Source organism: Mitsuaria sp. 7 (assembly GCF_001653795.1).
Taxonomy (GTDB): domain Bacteria; phylum Pseudomonadota; class Gammaproteobacteria; order Burkholderiales; family Burkholderiaceae_C; genus Roseateles.
Map to the genome: position 1 here is coordinate 2,426,690 of NZ_CP011514.1, position 16,940 is coordinate 2,443,629.

Here is a 16,940-nt window from a genome sequence, read left to right on the forward strand (position 1 = left end):
GAGGACTGCCGCCCCGGCGCATCCGTGCGCGGCGCAGCCTCCTGTTGGAAGACGCGCCATGCCTGCCCTCTCCCCGTCCGGCGTTCCCAGCGCCGCCTCCCTGCCGCCGGAAGATCCGGCGAGCGTCACCCTGGGGCGCTGCTTCCCCTCTTCGCGACCCAAGGTCATCGACGACTTCTCGGGGTCGGGCCTCCTGTCGCTGCTGCGGATGATGGCGAGGCTGCGCAACCTGGACGGCCCGGACGACGTGGCCGGGGCCTTTCCGGCCGGCTTCTCGCAGGCCCAGCAGCCCTACATCGAGATCGGCCTGCTGGCGCTGCTCTTCCCTCTGGTGGCGATCTCCGCGAAGGGTGCCGTGCAGTCCGCGCAGGCGGGCTACGCGAAGGCCTACCCCGACAGCGTGCGACAGACGCTGGACCAGCAGCAGTGGCTCATCGAGGCGCTCAGGCACGACGACGGCCAAGCCGACGAACCCGGGGGCCGCCCCGACGACGAACTCGCGCGGCTGGAGACGCTGCACCGGCTCGGCGTCCTCCGTTTCGAGGAGCGCCAGCAGCATCGCGCCCGGGGCTTCCTTCCTCTGCTCAAGCACAACGTCGTCAGCAAGTGGCATCGCCGTCCCGGCAGCGCCAGGTTGGCCGAGGACTTCAACCGCGAGGCGGCAGACGTCATCGCCGCCCGCTTCGAGTGCAACCGGCGCCTCGAAGCGCCCGACGCGTCCTACCAGCACCACCTGGCGCGCAAGCTCGGCGACGAACAGGGGCAGGCCAAGCGGGGCCGCACCGCAGCGCTGTTCACCGGCATCGGCATGCCGGGCATGGCGAGCGGCATGGTCGTCTCCGCCGGCGCCTGTGCCGCGACCGCGGGAGGCGCGGCCGCGCAGGCATCGGGTCATGGGGCCGGTCAGGTCGCGGCCCATGCGGTGGAGCGCGCGCTCGACGCCGCGACGGCCGGGATCATGATGGGCGCGCAGGCGGCGCAGGGCGTGGCCGGTGTCCTCAACGACCGTCTCCACCTCGCGCAGCACCGCCAGATCCGCCGGGACCGCGCGGCCCTGCAGGCGATCGCCGCGGACCTCCCCCCGCGCACCCGCGAGCTCCATGCGCAGGACACCCGCTTCCGGCTTTCGGACAGCACGCGGAGCCAGGTCTGCGATGCCATGCTCACCGCCGGTCAGGGCCTGATGCTGGGATCCAGTGTCTCGAGCCTCGCCTGCCCGCCGGTCGCGCTGCCGCTCGCGGTGCCGGGCGCCCTGCTCACGATAGGCGCAAGCATCTGCACCAGCGTCAATGAGACCCATCGCCAGCGCTACCTCGGCGAACGCACCGTCGAGCCGGTCAAGGCGCAGATGCGTCTGGGCAACCTGGGCCAGCGCCTGCGCGAGGCCCCGCTCGACCGCGTGCTGCGGGAGGTGGCCGGGCAGTTCGACGGCCACCAGGATCAGCTCGTCCGCACGCGCCTGTGGCGCGACATCCTGGCCGTGCTGAAGGACGAAGACCTCGACGCCGGCGGACCGCCCCGCGCCCCGCACGTGCGCTACCGCCGGCTGCTCGACCGCAACGGGGGACGGCGGCGGGCGTCGCCCCTGCTGCCCGCGGGGGTCGAGCGGCTGCACCAGTGGCGCAGGACGCACTATCCGGAGGACTGGTTCGAGGGACCGGTCCGCGAGCTCCACGAACGCCTGTCGGCCGAGCTGCTGCAGCATCCCGCGAGCGCGCTCATCCAACGACTCCCGGTGTTCCAGCGGGACGTGCTCTTCGCGACGGCCACCGACCTGGCCCGTCGACGCGATCCCGGCACGCAGGCGCTGTTCCGCGATGCCGACGGGCGGCGACTGAAGACGCTGCGGGCGGACGAGCGCTTTTTCGCGCACCTCGACGCGCACCCCGCGGCCAAGGCCGTCTACCTGAAGCATCACAACGAGACCCTGGCGCGTTACCTCACGCCGGTCGACCGCTTCGGGCGCGCCGACACCCGCGATGCGCTGACCGACCTGGCCCACCTGCTGGTGGCCCGCCGCGCGCGCACCGATCCGCCGCCGTCGGCCGCATGACCCGACCCCGCCGCCGACATGACGCGGCATGATGAAAAAGGGGCTGCCTCGCGGCAGCCCCTTCGGCTTCATGGCCCCGCGGTGGCGGGGCCTGCGGCGCGGCGGATCAGCCGTGCTTCGCGTCGAAGAACTGTTCGTCCTCCGTCGAGCCCTTCAGCGCCGCGGTCGACGCCTGCGCTTCGATCGTGGTGGTGACCGCGTCGAAGTAACCCGTGCCCACTTCGCGCTGGTGCTTCACGGCGGTGAAGCCCTTCTCGGCGGCGGCGAATTCAGCTTCCTGCAGTTCCACGAACGCGCTCATGTTGTTGCGCGCATAACCGTAGGCCAGGTTGAACATCGAGTAGTTCAGGCTGTGGAAACCGGCCAGCGTGATGAACTGGAACTTGTAGCCCATCGCGCCCAGCTCGCGCTGGAACTTGGCGATGGTGGCGTCGTCCAGGTTCTTCTTCCAGTTGAAGCTCGGCGAGCAGTTGTAGGCCAGCAGCTTGCCCGGGAACTTCGCGTGGATGGCTTCGGCGAAAGCCTTGGCGAAAGCCAGGTCCGGCTTGCCCGTCTCGCACCAGATCATGTCGGCGTACGGCGCGTAGGCCAAGCCGCGGCTGATGGCCTGTTCCAGGCCGTTGCGGGTGCGGTAGAAGCCTTCGACGGTGCGCTCGCCGGTGCAGAAGGGCTTGTCGTTGTCGTCGATGTCGCTGGTGACCAGATCGCCGGCTTCGGCGTCGGTGCGGGCCAGCAGCACGGTGGGCACGCCCATCGTGTCGGCGGCCAGACGCGCCGCGACCAGCTTGGCCACCGCTTCACGCGAGGGCACCAGCACCTTGCCGCCCATGTGGCCGCACTTCTTCGCGGCCGCCAGCTGGTCCTCGAAGTGCACGCCCGAGGCGCCGGCCTCGATCATGGACTTCATCAGTTCGAAGGCGTTCAGCACACCGCCGAAACCGGCTTCCGCGTCCGCCACGATGGGGGCGAAGTAGTCGATGTCGCTCTTGCCTTCGCTCCACTGGATCTCGTCGGCGCGCTTGAAGGTGGCGTTGATCTTCTTGACCACCTTCGGCACCGAGTCCACCGAGTACAGCGACTGGTCGGGGTACATCTCGCCGTTGCTGTTGGCGTCGCCGGCGACCTGCCAGCCCGACAGGTAGATCGCCTTCAGGCCGGCCTTGACCTGCTGCATGGCCTGGTTGCCGGTGAGCGCGCCCAGCGAGTTGATGAAGGGCTCGGTGTTCACGAGGTTCCACAGCTTCTCGGCGCCGCGCTTGGCCAGCGTGTGCTCGATGTTGATGGAGCCGCGCAGGCGGACCACGTCGGCCGCCGTGTAGCCGCGCTGGATGCCCTTCCACCGGGGGTTTTCCGCCCAGTCTTTTTCGAGGGCGGCGATCTGCTGTTCGCGGGTCAAGGTCGTCATGGTGAGCTCCTGATGGTTCGAGTGAAGTTGCTAAACCGATGACTCAAATCTAGTCGTCCCGCCTTCCGGCGTGTCGCCCGATGTCTTATATAAGACTGATTTTTTAATTCTTTAAAATCAACAACTTGCAAAACGAAAACCGTATCGTGAGAGTAGGTCTTCCATGATGAGAAATCTTGCGGCACTGCAGCACGCCGGTTTTTTGCATGCCGGCAAAGTCTTTTCATGATCCGGAATTCGCATCCCCGGCGGTCGAGGCGGATTCAAGACGGATTGAGGAGGCCATCCCTCATTTGCAGCAGTCGTCGATGGATAGGCGGCAGCTTCAAGCCTGACCCCGACCGCCCCCCATCCGCACTAGGGGATTCGTGCCGCGACCTGATTTCAGGCCGCCGCGCGTCGGGACAACCGGTTGTGCTTCGCGGCACCGTGGCGACCTCCCGATCGCGCGGCGGCTTCTTCAAGGAGAAGATGATGATTGGTGCAATTGGTGCGTTGGCTCCGCAACTGCTGGGTGCTATCACGGGTGGCAACGGCGCGGGTTCGTCCGGCGGTGGCCTGCTGAGCAACGTCCTCGGCGCAGTCGCCGGTCCCATGATGGGCAACGTGGTGAACGGCCTGGGCGTGGGCAAGCTGTTCTGAGCCCCAGCCTGATGGCAAAAAGGGCGTCCCTCGGGACGCCCTTTTCCGTTGTCGAGCCGGCGGGCTCAGTCGAGTTTGAGCTTCTGCTGCTCGACGACCTTCTTGTAGACCGCGTACTCGGCCTTGATCTGCTCGGAGAACTGCTCCGGCGTATTGCCGATCACGATGGAGCCGGTCTCCTCGATGCGCTTCCTGACCTCGGGCATCTCGACGGTCTTGCGGGCGGCCTCGTTGATCTTGGCGACGACTTCCTTGGGCAGGTTCTTCGGGCCGAGGATGCCGTAATAGGCCATGCGGTTCACGGGCTCCAGGCCGAGCTCCTTGAAGGTCGGCACGTTGGGCAGCACGGCCAGGCGCTGCGGCGCCGCCACGGCGATCGCGATCAGGCGGCCGTCCTTGATGAAGGGCAGCGCGGACGGCAGGTTGTCGAAGATCATCGGCACCTGGCCGGCGACGGTGTCGTTCAGCGCGGGGCCCGCGCCGCGGTACGGGATGTGCGTGACGAAGACGCCGGTCAGGCTCTTGTACAGCTCCATCTGCAGGTGGCCGATGCCGCCCGTGCCCGACGTCGAGTAGCTGTACTTGCCCGGGCTCTTCTTGAGTTCGGCGACGAAGGCCTTGTAGTCCTTGGCCGGGAAGGACGGATGCACCGCGATCACGTTGGGCGTGGCCGCGAGGTTGATTATGGGCGTGAAGTCCGTCAGCGGGTTGTACGGCGTCTTGGGATTGATCGCTGGATTCGTGGCCGTGGTGGACACGGTGGCCACGCCCAGCGAGTAGCCGTCCGGCGCGGACTTGGCCGTGTCGTTGGCGCCGATGATGCCGCCGCCGCCGGCCTTGTTCTCGACGATCATGGTCTGGCCGAGCGGACCGTTGATGTGCTGCGCGACGACGCGGGCCACGATGTCGGTCGTGCCGCCCGGCGCGAACGGCACCACCAGCTTCACCGGCTTGGTCGGATAGGACTGGGCCAGCGCGACGGCGCAGGACAGCGACAGCGTGCTCAGCAGCAGGCCGTGTTGGAGGATCGAGCGACGGTTCATTGGGCTCCTCGTCTTGTGAACAATGGATAACGTGATCGGAACAGCTTAAGTATGTCGCCGACGGGCCCGGCCTAGCGGAACTACGTAGAGACCGCGTCGCAGGGGCGGGAAACCCCCGGCACGGCCTGAGGCGGCGTTCGGGAGTTCCGATGTCGATCAGCGGCCGTGGTCCGGGAGGCCTCCCCGCGTCGCCCATTCAACGGCCCGGCGCGCCAGCGCCGCGGTCGCATCGATCACCGGCAGTCCGGCCGACGGCTCATCGAGCACCAGCGGGATCTCGGTGCATCCGAGCACGAGCGCGCGCGCGCCCCGTGCCCGCAGGCGCAACGCGGCCGCGGCCAGTCGCGGCGCCGCTGCCGCGAGCTGTCCCGCCTTGACCTCCGCGATGGCCGGCTCGATCAGCTCGATCATCTCGGCCGCCGTGGGCAGCAGCCATTGCACGGCCCTGCCCTGCGGCGGCCTGCGGTTCAGGTAGAGGCCGGAGGCCAGCGTCGCGTCGGTCGACAGCAGCCCCACCTTGCCGCCTTCGGGCACGAGGGCCAGCGCCTCCGCGATCGCCGCATCGACGAGATGGATCATCGGCAGTCCCAGCGCCTGCTCGAGGTCGTCGAACCACAGGTGCGCGGTGTTGCACGGCACGACCACCACGCCCGCGCCCGCCGCGGCGAGGCGCCGACCGCTGACGATCATCGCGGCCAGCGGCGACTCGCCCTCGCCGCGGAAGGCCGCCGTGCGGTCGGGCACCTGCGGGATGCTGCTCACCACGACGGGGATGTGCTCCTGGTCCGTGGCGGCCGGCGTGGCGTCCAGCAGCTTGCGCATGAAGTCGACGGTCGCCAGCGGCCCCATACCGCCGAGGATGCCGACGATGCCTGGTGCGGCGGGCAAGGCTGCGCCCGCGCCGCGCGCGGCGCGCGGTGTGGTGTGCGTCATCTCGGGACCGTCCGGGGATCAGCGCGCGGGCTTGTCCGACAGCGCCTGCAGGTTCTCCTGCAGCTCGCGGCTCATGGTCGCGCCCAGCGTGATGCCCTTGGGCGGGATCGGCGACTGGAACCACTTCTTGTAGAGCGCCTCGAACTCCCCGCTCTTCATCAGCCCCGTCAGCGTGGCGTCGACCAGCTTCTTGAACGCGACGTCGTCCTTGCGGACCATGATCGCGTAGGGCTCGACCTGCACCGGATCGCCGACCACCGCGAGCTCGGCCGGATTGAGCGCGCCGGCGCGCAGCCCGTACAGCAGGATGTCGTCCATCGCGAAGGCGTCCGCCCGGCCCGACTGCACCAGCAGCGCGGCGTCGGCGTGGTCCTTGGCGCTGATCAGCTCGAAGCCCAGGTTCTGCTCCTGGTTCATCCGCCGCATCACCTGGTAGTTGGTCGTGCCGGTGGTCGACACGACCTTGCGCCCCTTGAGGTCGGCGAAGGTCTTGATCGGCGAGCTGGACTTCACCAGCAGCCGCGTGCCCGTGTAAAAGTAGTTGATCGCGAAGTCCACCTGTTTGGCGCGGTCGCTGTTGTTGGTGGTGGAACCGCACTCGATGTCGATGGTGCCGTTGTCCAGCAGCGGGATGCGGTTCTGCGAGGTCACGGACTGCGTGGCCACCTTCAGGTCGGCGCGGCCGGTGGCCTTCTTCACCTGCTCCACGACCTTGCCGCAGATCTCCCAGCCGAAGCCGGTCGGCTGCCCGTCCGCGCCGAGGTAGGAGAACGGGATCGAGGAATCCCGGTACGCGACGGTGATGACGCCGGCGGCCTTCACCTTCTCGAGCGTGCCCGCGGGCTGCGCCGCGGCGGGCCCCGCGGTCAGGGCACAGACGGCGATCGACGCCATCGAGGCGAAGGACACGGCGACGGCACGGGGAGCGGGCATCTTCATGGCGGTTTCCTTTGTCGGGAGAGGTGGAGTTTGCATGGGCTCGACGATAGTGACCATCGGTGCCGGCGTGCATCGGCATCGCGCCGCTTCGTATAAGCTGGGCTTATGTTCGTCGCCTGCCCGCATCCATGCGCCTGAAGCACATCGAGGTCTTCCACGCGGTCATGCTGACCGGCTCCGTGAGCGCGGCCTCGAAGCTGCTGCATGTCACCCAGCCGGCGGTGACCCAGTCGCTGCAGCTGGCCGAGCTGCAGTTGGGGTACGCGCTGTTCACGCGGCAACGGCGGCGCCTGATGCCGACGCGCGAGGCGCAGGCGCTCTACCCCGAGGTGCAGGCGCTGATGTCCCAGCTCGAATCGGTGCGGCGCATGGCCACGGCGCTGGGCACCGGCGAGGGTCAGGGCTTCCGCATCCTGATCGTGCCCTCGCTGGCGGTGAAGGCCCTGCCCGAAGCCTTGAAGGCCTTCCGGCGACGCTATCGCGACCTGCCGATCAGCGTGCGGACGCTGCACTCCAACGACATCGCGCGGGCGATGCTGCTGCAGGAGGGCGACGTGGGCATCGTGTACGGGCGTCCGTCCCACGCGGCGCTGTCGGACGAACTCGTCGCCACGGGGCGGCTGGTGTGCGCGTCGCCTCGGGGCAAGGCGGCGGCGGACCGTCGCACGACGGTGGCGCTCCAGGACCTGCTGCGCGAACCCTTCATCCGCATCGACGAGCGCGATCCGCTGGGCGCCGTGCTCGCCGACCAGTGGGCGCGGCTGGCGCTGTCGCCGCGCGCCGGCATCACGGTGCAGACGCACCACATCGCGATGGTGATGGCCGAGCAGGGATTCGGGCCCGCCATCATCGATTCGTTCACCGCGCAGGCCAGCGGCGGCGACCTGCACATCCGCACGCTGCTGCCGGAAGTGCCGGTCGAGGTGCGCGCCGTCCAGCCGCAGGGGCTGCGTTCGCCGCAGCCGGTCGCGGACTTCATCGCGGCGTTCAGGAAGGCGATCGAGGACTGAGTCCGCCGGATGCCCGCACGGCGGAGGCTTCAAGGCGCCTTGCGAGCAGCGTGGCGGGCAGCAGCATCAGGAAGTAGACGACCGCGATCAGCGTGTAGATCTCCATCGGGCGATAGGTTTCATGCGCGATGACCTGGCCCTGGTAAAGCAGGTCCGGGATGGCCAGGACCGACAGCAGCGAGGTGTTCTTGAACTGCAGGATGGACTGGCTGACCAGCGGCGGCACCATGCGCCGGAAGGCTTGCGGCAGGACGATGCTGCGCAACACCTGACCCCGGGTCATCCCCAGCGCCAGGCCGGCCTCCTGCTGACCCACGGCGATGGACTGGACACCGGCGCGGACGATCTCGGCGTAGAAGGCGCCGCCATAGAGCGTCAGGCAGAGGACGGCCGCCGTTCCGGGCGCCAGCTCGATGCCCAGGATGACGGGCAGCGCGTAGTAGAACCACACGAGCTGGACCAGCACCGGTGTGCAGCGGAACACCTCGACGTAGGCGCGCAACGCGCCCGCCAGCAGGCGATGGGAGGAGAGCTGTCCGAGGCCGGCAAGCACGCCCAGCGGCAGGCCGGTGAGGATGACGACCACCGTGTACAGGAGCGTCGTGAGCACGCCCCCGGCGACGAGGCCCCGGTATTGCCACAGGGAAGCGAAGTCCCACTGGTACATGCTGGTGCTGCCGGTCCCGGCCGCTCAGCGATGCCGGCTGAGCGGTCGGCCGAGCGGCCGGTCGCGACGGTTCAAATCCGGACCTGCGGCGGGAAGCTGTCGACCGAGACCTTGGCCAGCCTGTGCATGTTGGCGACGAGTGCGGCCCGTACGCGGCCGCTGGCGCGGGCCTCGGCGATCCAGGCATTCAGCACCTGCACGAACCGGGGATCGGACTGCTGACGGACGCCGATGCACGAGGGTGCGGTGTCGTAGGGCGTGGGCAGCACGAGGTGGCCGATGTCAGGCCGCTTCGCCACCAGCGCGGTGGACAGCAGGATCGCGAGGATCTGGCAGTCGGCCCGGCCGCTCTGCACGGCCAGGGTGGCGGCGGCGATCGAATCGAAGCGTCGCACGTCCGCCTGCTTCAGCAGGCGCGTGGCGAGCTGGTCATGACTCGATCCCACGTCCACCGCGACGGTCACGCCGGGCCGGTCGATGTCGGCCCAGGTCTGGAACTGCAGGCCCTTCCTGGCCACGACGCTGTTCATGTTGTTGAACAGGGGCTCCGTGAAATCGACGGCCTGGCGCCGCTGCGCCGTCGGGGCGAGGCCGAAGTGCGCGTCGACCTTGTCGGTGCGCAGGTCCAGGATCGCGTTACCCCAGCTGGTGTCGACCCAGGTCACGTCGACCTGGAGATGGCGCGCCAGGTCCCGGCCCAGGTCGATGCAGAAGCCCTGGTACTCGCCCGAGACCAGGTCCTTCACGGCGTACGGGACGGCACCGGGGACGACGCCCAGCCGCAAGCTGCCGGTGCGCCTGACCCGGGACAGGGTCGATTCCGACGGCTGCGCGCCCACCAGCGGCGCGGCGCCCGCAGCGATGGTGGCGGCGGCGCCTGCGACGAATTGTCGGCGTGTGGGGTGCACGGTCTTCTCCCGGAACATGGTGGACTCGATGGCGCCGTTGATGGGCCGAGCCTTCGCAGTGTTCCGGGGGTGTCATTCAGTTCGCATGACGACGATGCCAGCATTCATCGGCATCGCATCGCGCCGCAGCGGCCCGCAGCGGCCCGCGTGGTCGCCAAGGCGTCAGGACATCAGGAATCGAGCGCCCAGGAAATGTGCTCCGCGAGCAGAGGCGTCGCGTCCTGCGACGCGGCTTCCAGCGCGGCGCGCATCTGCGCGCGCAGGTCCGGCGTCAGGTCTTGCCTCAGCGCGTTGCCCATCGCCACGGCGATGTTGCGCTGCCATCGCGCATGGCCGATGCGGCGGATAGCCGAACCTTCGGTGCGCTTGAGGAAGGTCGCCTCGTCCCAGGCGAACAGGCTCAGCAGCGACGCGTTCCCCAGCGGCTCGCGCCAGTCGAAGTCGGGCAGCGCATTCCTGCGCGCGAACTTGTTCCACGGACAGGCGAGCTGGCAGTCGTCGCAACCGTAGATGCGGTTGCCGATCGCCTCGCGGAACTCGATGGGAATTGGCCCGTCCTGCTCGATCGTCAGGTAGCTGATGCAGCGCCGCGCGTCGAGCCGGTATGGGGCGATGATCGCCCCGGTCGGACAGGCGTCCAGGCAGGCGCGGCACTGGCCGCAATGCGCGGTGACCGGCTCGCTGGCCGGCAGCTCGAGGTCGAGGTAGATCTCGCCGAGGAAGAACATCGAGCCGCTGTCGCGGTGCAGCGTCAGCGTGTGCTTGCCGCGCCAGCCGATGCCGGAGCGGCTCGCGAGCTCGACCTCCAGCACCGGCGCGGAGTCGGTGAACACGCGATGGCCCATCGTCCCGACGCGGTCCTGGATGCGGTCGGCCAGCTGCTGCAGCCGCTGGCGCAGCACCTTGTGATAGTCCCGGCCGCGGGCGTACAGCGAGACCTGCGCGCGCGACGGATCGCGCATCGCGGCCCATTCGCGGTCCTGCCAGTCGTCGCCGGCGGCCTCGGGCAGGTAGTCCATGCGCGCGGTCAGGATGCTGATCGTGCCCGGCACCAGCTCGGCGGGCCGGGCGCGCTTGAGGCCGTGGGCGGCCATGTACTGCATCTCGCCATGGAAACCGGCGTCCAGCCAGGCCTGCAGGCCGGCTTCCGCATCGCTCAGATCGACGTGGGCCACCCCAATCTGTGAGAATCCGAACTCAAGCGCCCAGGCGCGGACCTCGACCATCAGCGCCTGCAGCGCGTCGGGGTCTCGGGAGGGGCCGGACGGGTCGTCGGAGGACGCGTCGGGCCGTGGGGTGTTGACCAGGGAATTCATCGCAGTTGAGCATTCTAGAAACCCGCCCGTACCGTTGGCCCGATGAGGCCGCCTGCGAACGTTTCGCACAGGCGTTGGCCAGGTGTCCGCAGATCGCGGACCTGAGCGTCGAACTCGACGGCGGCCTGGGGGCCGGCAAGACCAGCCTGGTCCGTCATCTGCTGCGCGCGCTGGGCGTCACCGGCCGCATCAAGAGCCCGAGCTACGCGGTGGTCGAAGACTACGCCCCGCCGGGACTGTCCGGCCGACCCGCCCATCATTTCGACTTCTACCGCTTCAGCGATCCGCGCGAGTGGGAGGACGCGGGCTTCCGCGACCTCTTTGCCGCGCCGGGGCTCAAGCTCAGCGAATGGCCCGAGAAGGCCGCCGGCATGCTGCCCGCGCCGGACCTGCGGCTGTTCCTGTCGGTCAACGACGACGACAGCCGCGACGTTCGGGCCGAAGCGCACACGGTGCGGGGTCAGGATTTGCTGGTCGAGCTGGACCGGCAACTGGCCGGACCTTCCCACTGATCCGACCGCAACCGCCACGCCTCACATGAACGCAGACATGAACGGAGACATGACCGGCCTGCCCTCCTCCACCGCGGACACGACCGTCGACACGACGCCGACGCTCGCCGACCTGCCCTCGCGGAGCCGCCGCAAGGCCCTGGGACGCATGGGCGCGACGGTGCTGAGCTTCTCCGTGCTGCCCGCCGCGCCGGCGCTGGCGGCGAGCGCCACCAACATCGTCGCGGTGCGCGTGTGGCCGGCGAGCGACTACACGCGCGTGACCATCGAGTCCGATCGTCAGTTGGCCGCGAAGAGCTTCATGGCGGCGAATCCGGACCGGCTCGTCATCGACATCGACGGGCTCGAGCTGAACGCGGGCTTGAAGGAACTGCTGGGCAAGGTCAAGCCCGACGACCCGTTCATCGCGGGCGTGCGCGTGGGTCAGAACCAGCCGCGCGTGGTGCGCATCGTGCTGGACCTGAAGCAGACGGTGGCGCCGCAGGTGTTCACGATCGAACCTGTGGCGGCCTACCAGAACCGGCTGGTGCTGGACCTGTACCCCACGCGCGAGCGTGATCCGCTGCTGGACCTGGTGCGCGGCAAGGAAGCCGCGGAGACCGCTGCGGCGCAGTCGGTGAACGACGCGCTGGGCGAGCTGATTGGCCGCATCGACCGGCCGCTGACGGCGGCCTCGTCGGCCGAGCAGGCCGCGAGCGCCGCTGCGACGCCGCCGCAACGTCCCGCCAGCTCGACCGCGATCGCGAAGATCGACACCCCGCCGCCGCCCTCCCCGCCGCTCAAGGAAGTGGCGCCGGAGATGAGCCAGACCAAGCTGGACCGGCTGATCGTGATCGCGATCGATCCCGGCCACGGCGGCGAGGATCCGGGCGCGATCGGCCCCACGGGCCTGAGAGAGAAGGACGTGGTGCTGGCGATCGGCAAGAAGCTGCGCGACCGGCTGAACGCCAACCCGCGCATCCGCGTGATGATGACGCGCGACGCGGACTTCTTCGTCCCGCTGAACGAGCGCGTGCGCAAGGCGCGGCGCGTGCAGGCCGACCTGTTCGTGTCGATCCACGCGGACGCGTTCATCACGCCGAAGGCGCGGGGCGCCTCGGTCTTCGCGCTGTCGACCAGCGGCGCGAGCTCGACCAACGCGCGCTGGATGGCCGACAAGGAAAACGCGGCCGACGTGATCGGCGGCGTGAACACCAAGGTCGTCAAGGATGCCGGCGTGCTGCGCGCGATGCTGGACATGAGCACGTCGGCGCAGATCAAGGACAGCCTGAAGCTGGGCGGCGAGGTGCTGGGGCAGATCGGCAAGCTGGCCAAGCTGCACAAGGGCAGCGTCGAGCAGGCCGGCTTCGCGGTGCTGAAGGCGCCGGACGTCCCGTCCATCCTGGTGGAGACGGCCTTCATCTCCAACCCCGAGGAAGAAGCCCGGTTGCGCGACCCGGACTACCAGGACGACCTGGTCAAGGCGCTGGCGACGGGCATCGCGCGGTACTTCGCGAAGAACCCGCCGCTCGCCGCAAGACATCGCGCGCTGTGACGGTGCTCGACGATCAGCCCGCGGCGCCCCGGCCGCTGTTCGGGTTCGGCTCGATCCTGCTGGCGGGGTTCATCGGCGGACCGCCCGCGGCGGGCGTTCTGGCGTTCACCAATCTGCAAACGGCATCGGCGCGTGCACGTCAACTGACGCTCGGCTTCTTCGTGGCGGCGACCGCCGTCTGGTGGTGGTGCCTGAGGCACACGCCGCCTGATGTCATCTCGCAGTTCCTGGCCCACATGCCGGTGTGGCTCGTCCTGAGCTTGCCCACATGGCTCATCCTGCGGGGCTGTCATCGCGCTCACAAGGCGGCCGATGGGACGTTCAAGTCGGCGTGGCTGGCAGTTGGGATTGCGGCGCTCGTCAGAATCGCGTTAGGGGCATTGGCGCTCGCCACATCCTTGCTCCAATGAAAAACGGGGCCGAAGCCCCGTCCTGTTCTGCATCAGCGAGACGCCTTACTTGCCGACCTGCGTCGGCATCGGCGGAGCAACCGTGCGCTGGATCGGCTTCCAGGTCTTGAGGCGTTCGAGGACGCTCGCGACGCCCGCTTCGAGCTGCACATCGCGGCCGGCGTTGACCGCCACCGGATCCAGGTCGACATCGATGTCCGGCGAGACGCCTTCGTTCTCGATGCGCCACTCGCCTTCCGGCGTGAAGAAGCGGAAGAACGGCACCACCAGGACGCCGCCGTCGATCAGGCCCGGGTTCGCCGAGATGCCGATCAGGCCGCCCCAGGTCCGCTTGCCGATCAAGGGGCCCAGGCCCGTGCGCTTGAACGCATACGGCATGAAGTCGCCGCCCGAACCCGCGTCCTGGTCGATCAGCATCGCCTTGGGGCCGTAGATGGCGCCTGCGGGCGTGTCGTAGATCAGGCCGTCGCGGTCCTTCCAGCTGCCGAGGTAGCTGCGGTTCAGCAGTTCGACGACGTAGTTCGCCGCCTGGCCGCCGCCGTTGCGGCGGTCATCGACGATCAGCCCCGGCTTGTCCACCTGGCCGAAGAACATCCGGTTGAAATGCTGGAAGCCCGGACCCGCCGTGTCGGGCATGTAGACGTAGGCGATCTTCCCGCCGCTCAGGCGATCCACTTCCTCGCGGTTGTGGTCGATCCAGGCCCACTGGCGCAGACGACCCTCGGTCGCGACCGGCTCCACGGTCACGCGACGCGCGCCCTGCCCGTTCGCGTTGGCCGACACCGTCAGCTGCACCTGCTTGCCGACCGTGTTCTCCAACTGCTGGTACAGGTTGTGCGCGCCGTCCACCGGCTGGCCGTTGACCGCCAGCAGATAGTCGCCTTCCTTGACGCCCAAGCCCGGCGCCGCCAGCGGCGCCTTCAGGTAGGGATCCCAGCGGTCGCCCTTGAAGATCGTCTTGATGCGGTACTTGCCGCCCTCGACGCTGAAGTCCGCGCCCAGCAGACCCACCGCGACACGGCCCTCCTGGTGCACGTCGCCGCCGCCCACGCGGTTGTGGCCGACCTGCAGCTCGCCGATCATCTCGACCAGCAGATCGTTCAGGTCCTCGCGGCGCTGCACGCCCGCCACCAGCGGCGAGTAGCGTTGATAGATGCCGTTCCAGTCGAGGCCGTGCAGCTTGGGGTCGTAGAAGAACTCCTTCTCCATCCACCAGGTCTCGTCGAAGATCTGGCGCCATTCGGCGCGCGGATCCACGCGGGTCTTCAGGCCCGACAGGTCGATGCTCTTGGTGTCGATCTTCTCCTTGGCATCGGCGATCTCAAGCCGACCGCCGCCCGGGCTCAGCAGGATCTTCTTGCCGTCGGGGCTCAGGCTGTAGCCCTGGATCTGCGGCTTGACCATCTTCGCCTTCTTCTCCTCGAAGTCGAAGCGGTACAGGTCGCCCTTGCCGCCGTTGCCGCCTTCGGCGTCGATGGACACGCCCGGCTGCCTGCGCTCGATGTAGAACAGCGCGCCGTCGTCCGCGACCGCCAGGTCGTCGTAACGCGCGGTCGACACCGGCAGACCGACGATGCGGTCCTTCAGGCCGACGAAGTCGATGCGCACCGGCTTGACCTTGGGTTTGACGTCCTTGCCGTCGTCCTTCCTGTCGGACTTCTTGTCGTCCTTGGCGTCCTTGTCGGCCTTCTCGGATTTCTCCGACTTGTCCGCCTTGTCACCCTTCTCGGACTTGTCGTCCTTCTTGTCCTCGTCGGCCTTCTTGTCCTTGCCGTCCTTGCCGTCCTTGCCGTCTTCATCGCCGGCCTTGGGCTCGAGCGGGGACTTGCCGTCCGCGCGCAGCACCGCCGCGTACAGGCCCATGCGCACCGCGCGTTCCTGCGTGGACATGTCCAGGCCCACCTGCGCCGGGCCCGAGTTGATCGACGCGGCGAAGAACAGCACGTCGCCCTTGGTCGAGAACGCCGGCAGGCCCGCGTGGCTCAGGCCGTCGGTGACGGTGTGCTGCTGGCCGGTCTGGAAGTCGACGATGCGGACCTGGCTGAAGAAGTTCTTGCCGACCACCGTGTAGGCCAGGTAGCGGCCGTCGGGCGAGAAGCCGACGTCGAAACCGGCGCGGCGCTCGCTGCTGTCGATCTTCGCCAGCTTGCCCGACTGAGCGCCGGTCAGCGCCAGCTGGTACAGGTTCAGGTGGTTGTCCTGCAGCACCAGCCGCGCGCCGTCGGGCGACCACGCGAGCAGCGTGTAGTAGCCGGCCTCCGGCAGCAGCAGCTTGCGGGTGGGCTTGTTGGCAGCCTGGTCGCCGAGCTGGTCGCGGATCACGACCTGATGGCGCATGCCGGGCTCATCGGAGACATACGCGACCTGCTGGCCGTCGGGGCTCCACAGGGCGTCTTTCTCTCGCACGCCGGAGGTCTGCGTCAGGTTGCGCACGACGCCGTCCTTCACCGGCACGGAGAAGACCTCGCCGCGCGCGCTGACCACGACGCGCTTGCCGGTGGCCGACAGCGAGGCGCCGGTCATCGTCTTGGCGGCGTCCTTCCACTGCACGCGTGCCTCGTTGCTCGGCTCGTTCAGCGCGATGCTCAGGAAGCGCGACGCGCCGCCGTCGATGCCCACTTCCTTCAGCTGTCCGCCCGCCTCGTAGACGATGCGGCCATCACGGCCGTCGGCGCTGCGCACGTCCCAGACGGTTTCCTTCGTCAGCTGGCGCAGCGCCTTGGTCTTCGTGTTGAACGCGAAGAGGTTGGCCGCGCCGTCGTTGCGATCGGAGATGAAGACGACCTCGTCGCCCATCCAGATCGGGTTGCTGTCGGTCCCGTTGACATGCGGGATCTCCTCCCAGGTCTTGCCCTTGGGATCGATGATCCAGATCGGCGGCGTCGAGCCGCCGCGGCTCTGGCGCCAGCCGCTCGGGCCGGAGTAGGCGGAACCGTTCGGGCGGTAGGCCAGGCGCGTGCCGTCGGGCGACCACACGCCCTCGTAGGCGACGGCCTCCATGACCTTCTGTTCAAAGCCGCCGTCCACCGGCACCTCGAACAGCTGCTTGCTGCGGGTGTTCAGCACCTCGCGGTTGGAGGCGAACAGCACGCGCTTGCCATCGGGGCTCCAGCCGGTCACCTGATCGGCGGCCGGGTGCCAGGTCAGGCGGCGCGGTTGACCACCACCGGCGGCGATCACGTAGACATCGGTGTTGCCGTCGTAGCCGGCGGAGAACGCGATCCACTGGCCGTCGGGCGAGAAGCGCGGCGCGAATTCACCGGCCGCATGACCGGCGAGCCGGCGCGGCTGGGTGCCGTCGCGGTTGGCGATCCACAGGTCGCCGCCGTACACGAAGGCCAGGTGGCGTGCGGACACGGCGGGATCGCGCAGCAGCAGCGTCACGGCAGGCGCGGGCGCCGCTGCTGCTGTGGCGGAAGCGGTCGTGGACGCTGCCTGTTGGGCCTGCGTCGGTGCCGCCGCGATCGCGGCGGTCAAGCTCAGGGCCACGGTGATGGCCTTGCTGAGAATGCTGTGTTGCATGAGCGTGATCGGCGGTGAAAACAGCGGGCGAGAATAGCCCTGTGAA

Annotated in this window: 14 protein-coding genes; 6 read left to right on the forward strand and 8 right to left on the reverse strand. The window is 68.7% G+C overall.

Annotated elements, in window-relative coordinates; translation table 11 throughout:
* Window positions 1-58: 58 nt before the first annotated feature.
* Window positions 59-2,053, forward strand: a complete 1,995-nt coding sequence (locus ABE85_RS10795; RefSeq protein ID WP_067273814.1) for a hypothetical protein — start codon at window positions 59-61, stop codon at window positions 2,051-2,053.
* Between the two features lie 106 nt (window positions 2,054-2,159).
* Here the strand turns inward: ABE85_RS10795 and aceA are convergent, their stop codons facing one another.
* The gene (gene aceA, locus ABE85_RS10800; RefSeq protein WP_409072581.1) at window positions 2,160-3,458 is read right to left on the reverse strand and encodes an isocitrate lyase; all 1,299 of its coding nucleotides are present in this window, start codon (window positions 3,456-3,458) and stop codon (window positions 2,160-2,162) included.
* A 414-nt stretch (window positions 3,459-3,872) separates the two neighbouring features.
* On the opposite strand from aceA, the gene ABE85_RS10805 reads away from it, so the two are divergent.
* A complete protein-coding gene (locus tag ABE85_RS10805) occupies window positions 3,873-4,100 on the forward strand; it encodes a hypothetical protein (protein WP_067273818.1) in 228 nt (75 codons plus the stop codon).
* Window positions 4,101-4,165: 65 nt separating this feature from the next.
* On the opposite strand, the gene ABE85_RS10810 is transcribed toward ABE85_RS10805, so the two are convergent.
* The 3 genes from ABE85_RS10810 to ABE85_RS10820 form a co-directional block, all read right to left on the reverse strand.
* Complete coding sequence (locus ABE85_RS10810) at window positions 4,166-5,143, reverse strand: tripartite tricarboxylate transporter substrate binding protein BugE (RefSeq protein ID WP_067273822.1); 978 nt, start codon at window positions 5,141-5,143, stop codon at window positions 4,166-4,168.
* 156 nt (window positions 5,144-5,299) lie between these two features.
* Window positions 5,300-6,076: an aspartate/glutamate racemase family protein gene (locus tag ABE85_RS10815; RefSeq protein WP_067273826.1), complete on the reverse strand. Its 777-nt coding sequence runs from the start codon at window positions 6,074-6,076 to the stop codon at window positions 5,300-5,302.
* 18 nt (window positions 6,077-6,094) lie between these two features.
* Complete coding sequence (locus ABE85_RS10820; protein ID WP_409072582.1) at window positions 6,095-7,015, reverse strand: amino acid ABC transporter substrate-binding protein; 921 nt, start codon at window positions 7,013-7,015, stop codon at window positions 6,095-6,097.
* Between the two features lie 128 nt (window positions 7,016-7,143).
* On the opposite strand from ABE85_RS10820, the gene ABE85_RS10825 reads away from it, so the two are divergent.
* A complete protein-coding gene (locus tag ABE85_RS10825; protein ID WP_067273830.1) occupies window positions 7,144-8,025 on the forward strand; it encodes a LysR family transcriptional regulator in 882 nt (293 codons plus the stop codon).
* Here the strand turns inward: ABE85_RS10825 and ABE85_RS10830 are convergent.
* The 3 genes from ABE85_RS10830 to queG all read right to left on the reverse strand — a co-directional run bounded on the left by ABE85_RS10830 (window position 8,003) and on the right by queG (window position 10,826).
* Window positions 8,003-8,692 carry an amino acid ABC transporter permease gene (locus ABE85_RS10830; RefSeq protein WP_067273832.1) on the reverse strand — a complete coding sequence of 230 codons (690 nt, stop codon included), beginning with the start codon at window positions 8,690-8,692 and terminating at the stop codon, window positions 8,003-8,005. The two genes, ABE85_RS10825 and ABE85_RS10830, sit on opposite strands and share 23 nt — an antisense overlap.
* 71 nt (window positions 8,693-8,763) lie before the next feature.
* Window positions 8,764-9,618 (reverse strand): transporter substrate-binding domain-containing protein, encoded by an 855-nt coding sequence (locus tag ABE85_RS10835; RefSeq protein ID WP_067273836.1) that lies wholly within the window; start codon window positions 9,616-9,618, stop codon window positions 8,764-8,766.
* 152 nt (window positions 9,619-9,770) lie between these two features.
* A complete protein-coding gene (gene queG / locus ABE85_RS10840) occupies window positions 9,771-10,826 on the reverse strand; it encodes a tRNA epoxyqueuosine(34) reductase QueG (RefSeq protein WP_067282427.1) in 1,056 nt (351 codons plus the stop codon).
* A gap of 95 nt (window positions 10,827-10,921) precedes the next feature.
* On the opposite strand from queG, the gene tsaE reads away from it, so the two are divergent.
* From tsaE to ABE85_RS10855, 3 genes are read left to right on the forward strand one after another with little or no spacing between them, the layout of a single operon-like run.
* A complete protein-coding gene (gene tsaE, locus ABE85_RS10845; protein WP_067273839.1) occupies window positions 10,922-11,428 on the forward strand; it encodes a tRNA (adenosine(37)-N6)-threonylcarbamoyltransferase complex ATPase subunit type 1 TsaE in 507 nt (168 codons plus the stop codon).
* Window positions 11,429-11,465: 37 nt separating this feature from the next.
* Complete coding sequence (locus tag ABE85_RS10850) at window positions 11,466-12,962, forward strand: N-acetylmuramoyl-L-alanine amidase (RefSeq protein WP_409072583.1); 1,497 nt, start codon at window positions 11,466-11,468, stop codon at window positions 12,960-12,962.
* Window positions 12,959-13,372, forward strand: a complete 414-nt coding sequence (locus ABE85_RS10855) for a hypothetical protein (RefSeq protein ID WP_067273842.1) — start codon at window positions 12,959-12,961, stop codon at window positions 13,370-13,372. Before ABE85_RS10850 ends, ABE85_RS10855 begins: the two co-directional genes overlap by 4 nt.
* 45 nt (window positions 13,373-13,417) lie before the next feature.
* Here ABE85_RS10855 and ABE85_RS10860 read toward each other — a convergent pair whose 3' ends face one another.
* Window positions 13,418-16,894 carry a S41 family peptidase gene (locus ABE85_RS10860; RefSeq protein ID WP_082938527.1) on the reverse strand — a complete coding sequence of 1,159 codons (3,477 nt, stop codon included), beginning with the start codon at window positions 16,892-16,894 and terminating at the stop codon, window positions 13,418-13,420.
* Window positions 16,895-16,940 lie beyond the last annotated feature (46 nt).

Excerpts from the sequence above, each read along its gene's own strand:
- ABE85_RS10795 (WP_067273814.1), top strand. The coding sequence starts at position 59 with ATGCCTGCCCTCTCCCCGTCCGGCGTTCCCAGCGCCGCCTCCCTGCCG.
- aceA (WP_409072581.1), bottom strand. The coding sequence starts at position 3,458 with ATGACGACCTTGACCCGCGAACAGCAGATCGCCGCCCTCGAAAAAGAC.
- ABE85_RS10810 (WP_067273822.1), bottom strand. The coding sequence starts at position 5,143 with ATGAACCGTCGCTCGATCCTCCAACACGGCCTGCTGCTGAGCACGCTG.
- ABE85_RS10815 (WP_067273826.1), bottom strand. The coding sequence starts at position 6,076 with ATGACGCACACCACACCGCGCGCCGCGCGCGGCGCGGGCGCAGCCTTG.
- ABE85_RS10820 (WP_409072582.1), bottom strand. The coding sequence starts at position 7,015 with ATGAAGATGCCCGCTCCCCGTGCCGTCGCCGTGTCCTTCGCCTCGATG.
- ABE85_RS10825 (WP_067273830.1), top strand. The coding sequence starts at position 7,144 with ATGCGCCTGAAGCACATCGAGGTCTTCCACGCGGTCATGCTGACCGGC.
- ABE85_RS10830 (WP_067273832.1), bottom strand. The coding sequence starts at position 8,692 with ATGTACCAGTGGGACTTCGCTTCCCTGTGGCAATACCGGGGCCTCGTC.
- ABE85_RS10835 (WP_067273836.1), bottom strand. The coding sequence starts at position 9,618 with ATGTTCCGGGAGAAGACCGTGCACCCCACACGCCGACAATTCGTCGCA.
- queG (WP_067282427.1), bottom strand. The coding sequence starts at position 10,826 with ATGGTCGAGGTCCGCGCCTGGGCGCTTGAGTTCGGATTCTCACAGATT.
- ABE85_RS10850 (WP_409072583.1), top strand. The coding sequence starts at position 11,466 with ATGAACGGAGACATGACCGGCCTGCCCTCCTCCACCGCGGACACGACC.
- ABE85_RS10860 (WP_082938527.1), bottom strand. The coding sequence starts at position 16,894 with ATGCAACACAGCATTCTCAGCAAGGCCATCACCGTGGCCCTGAGCTTG.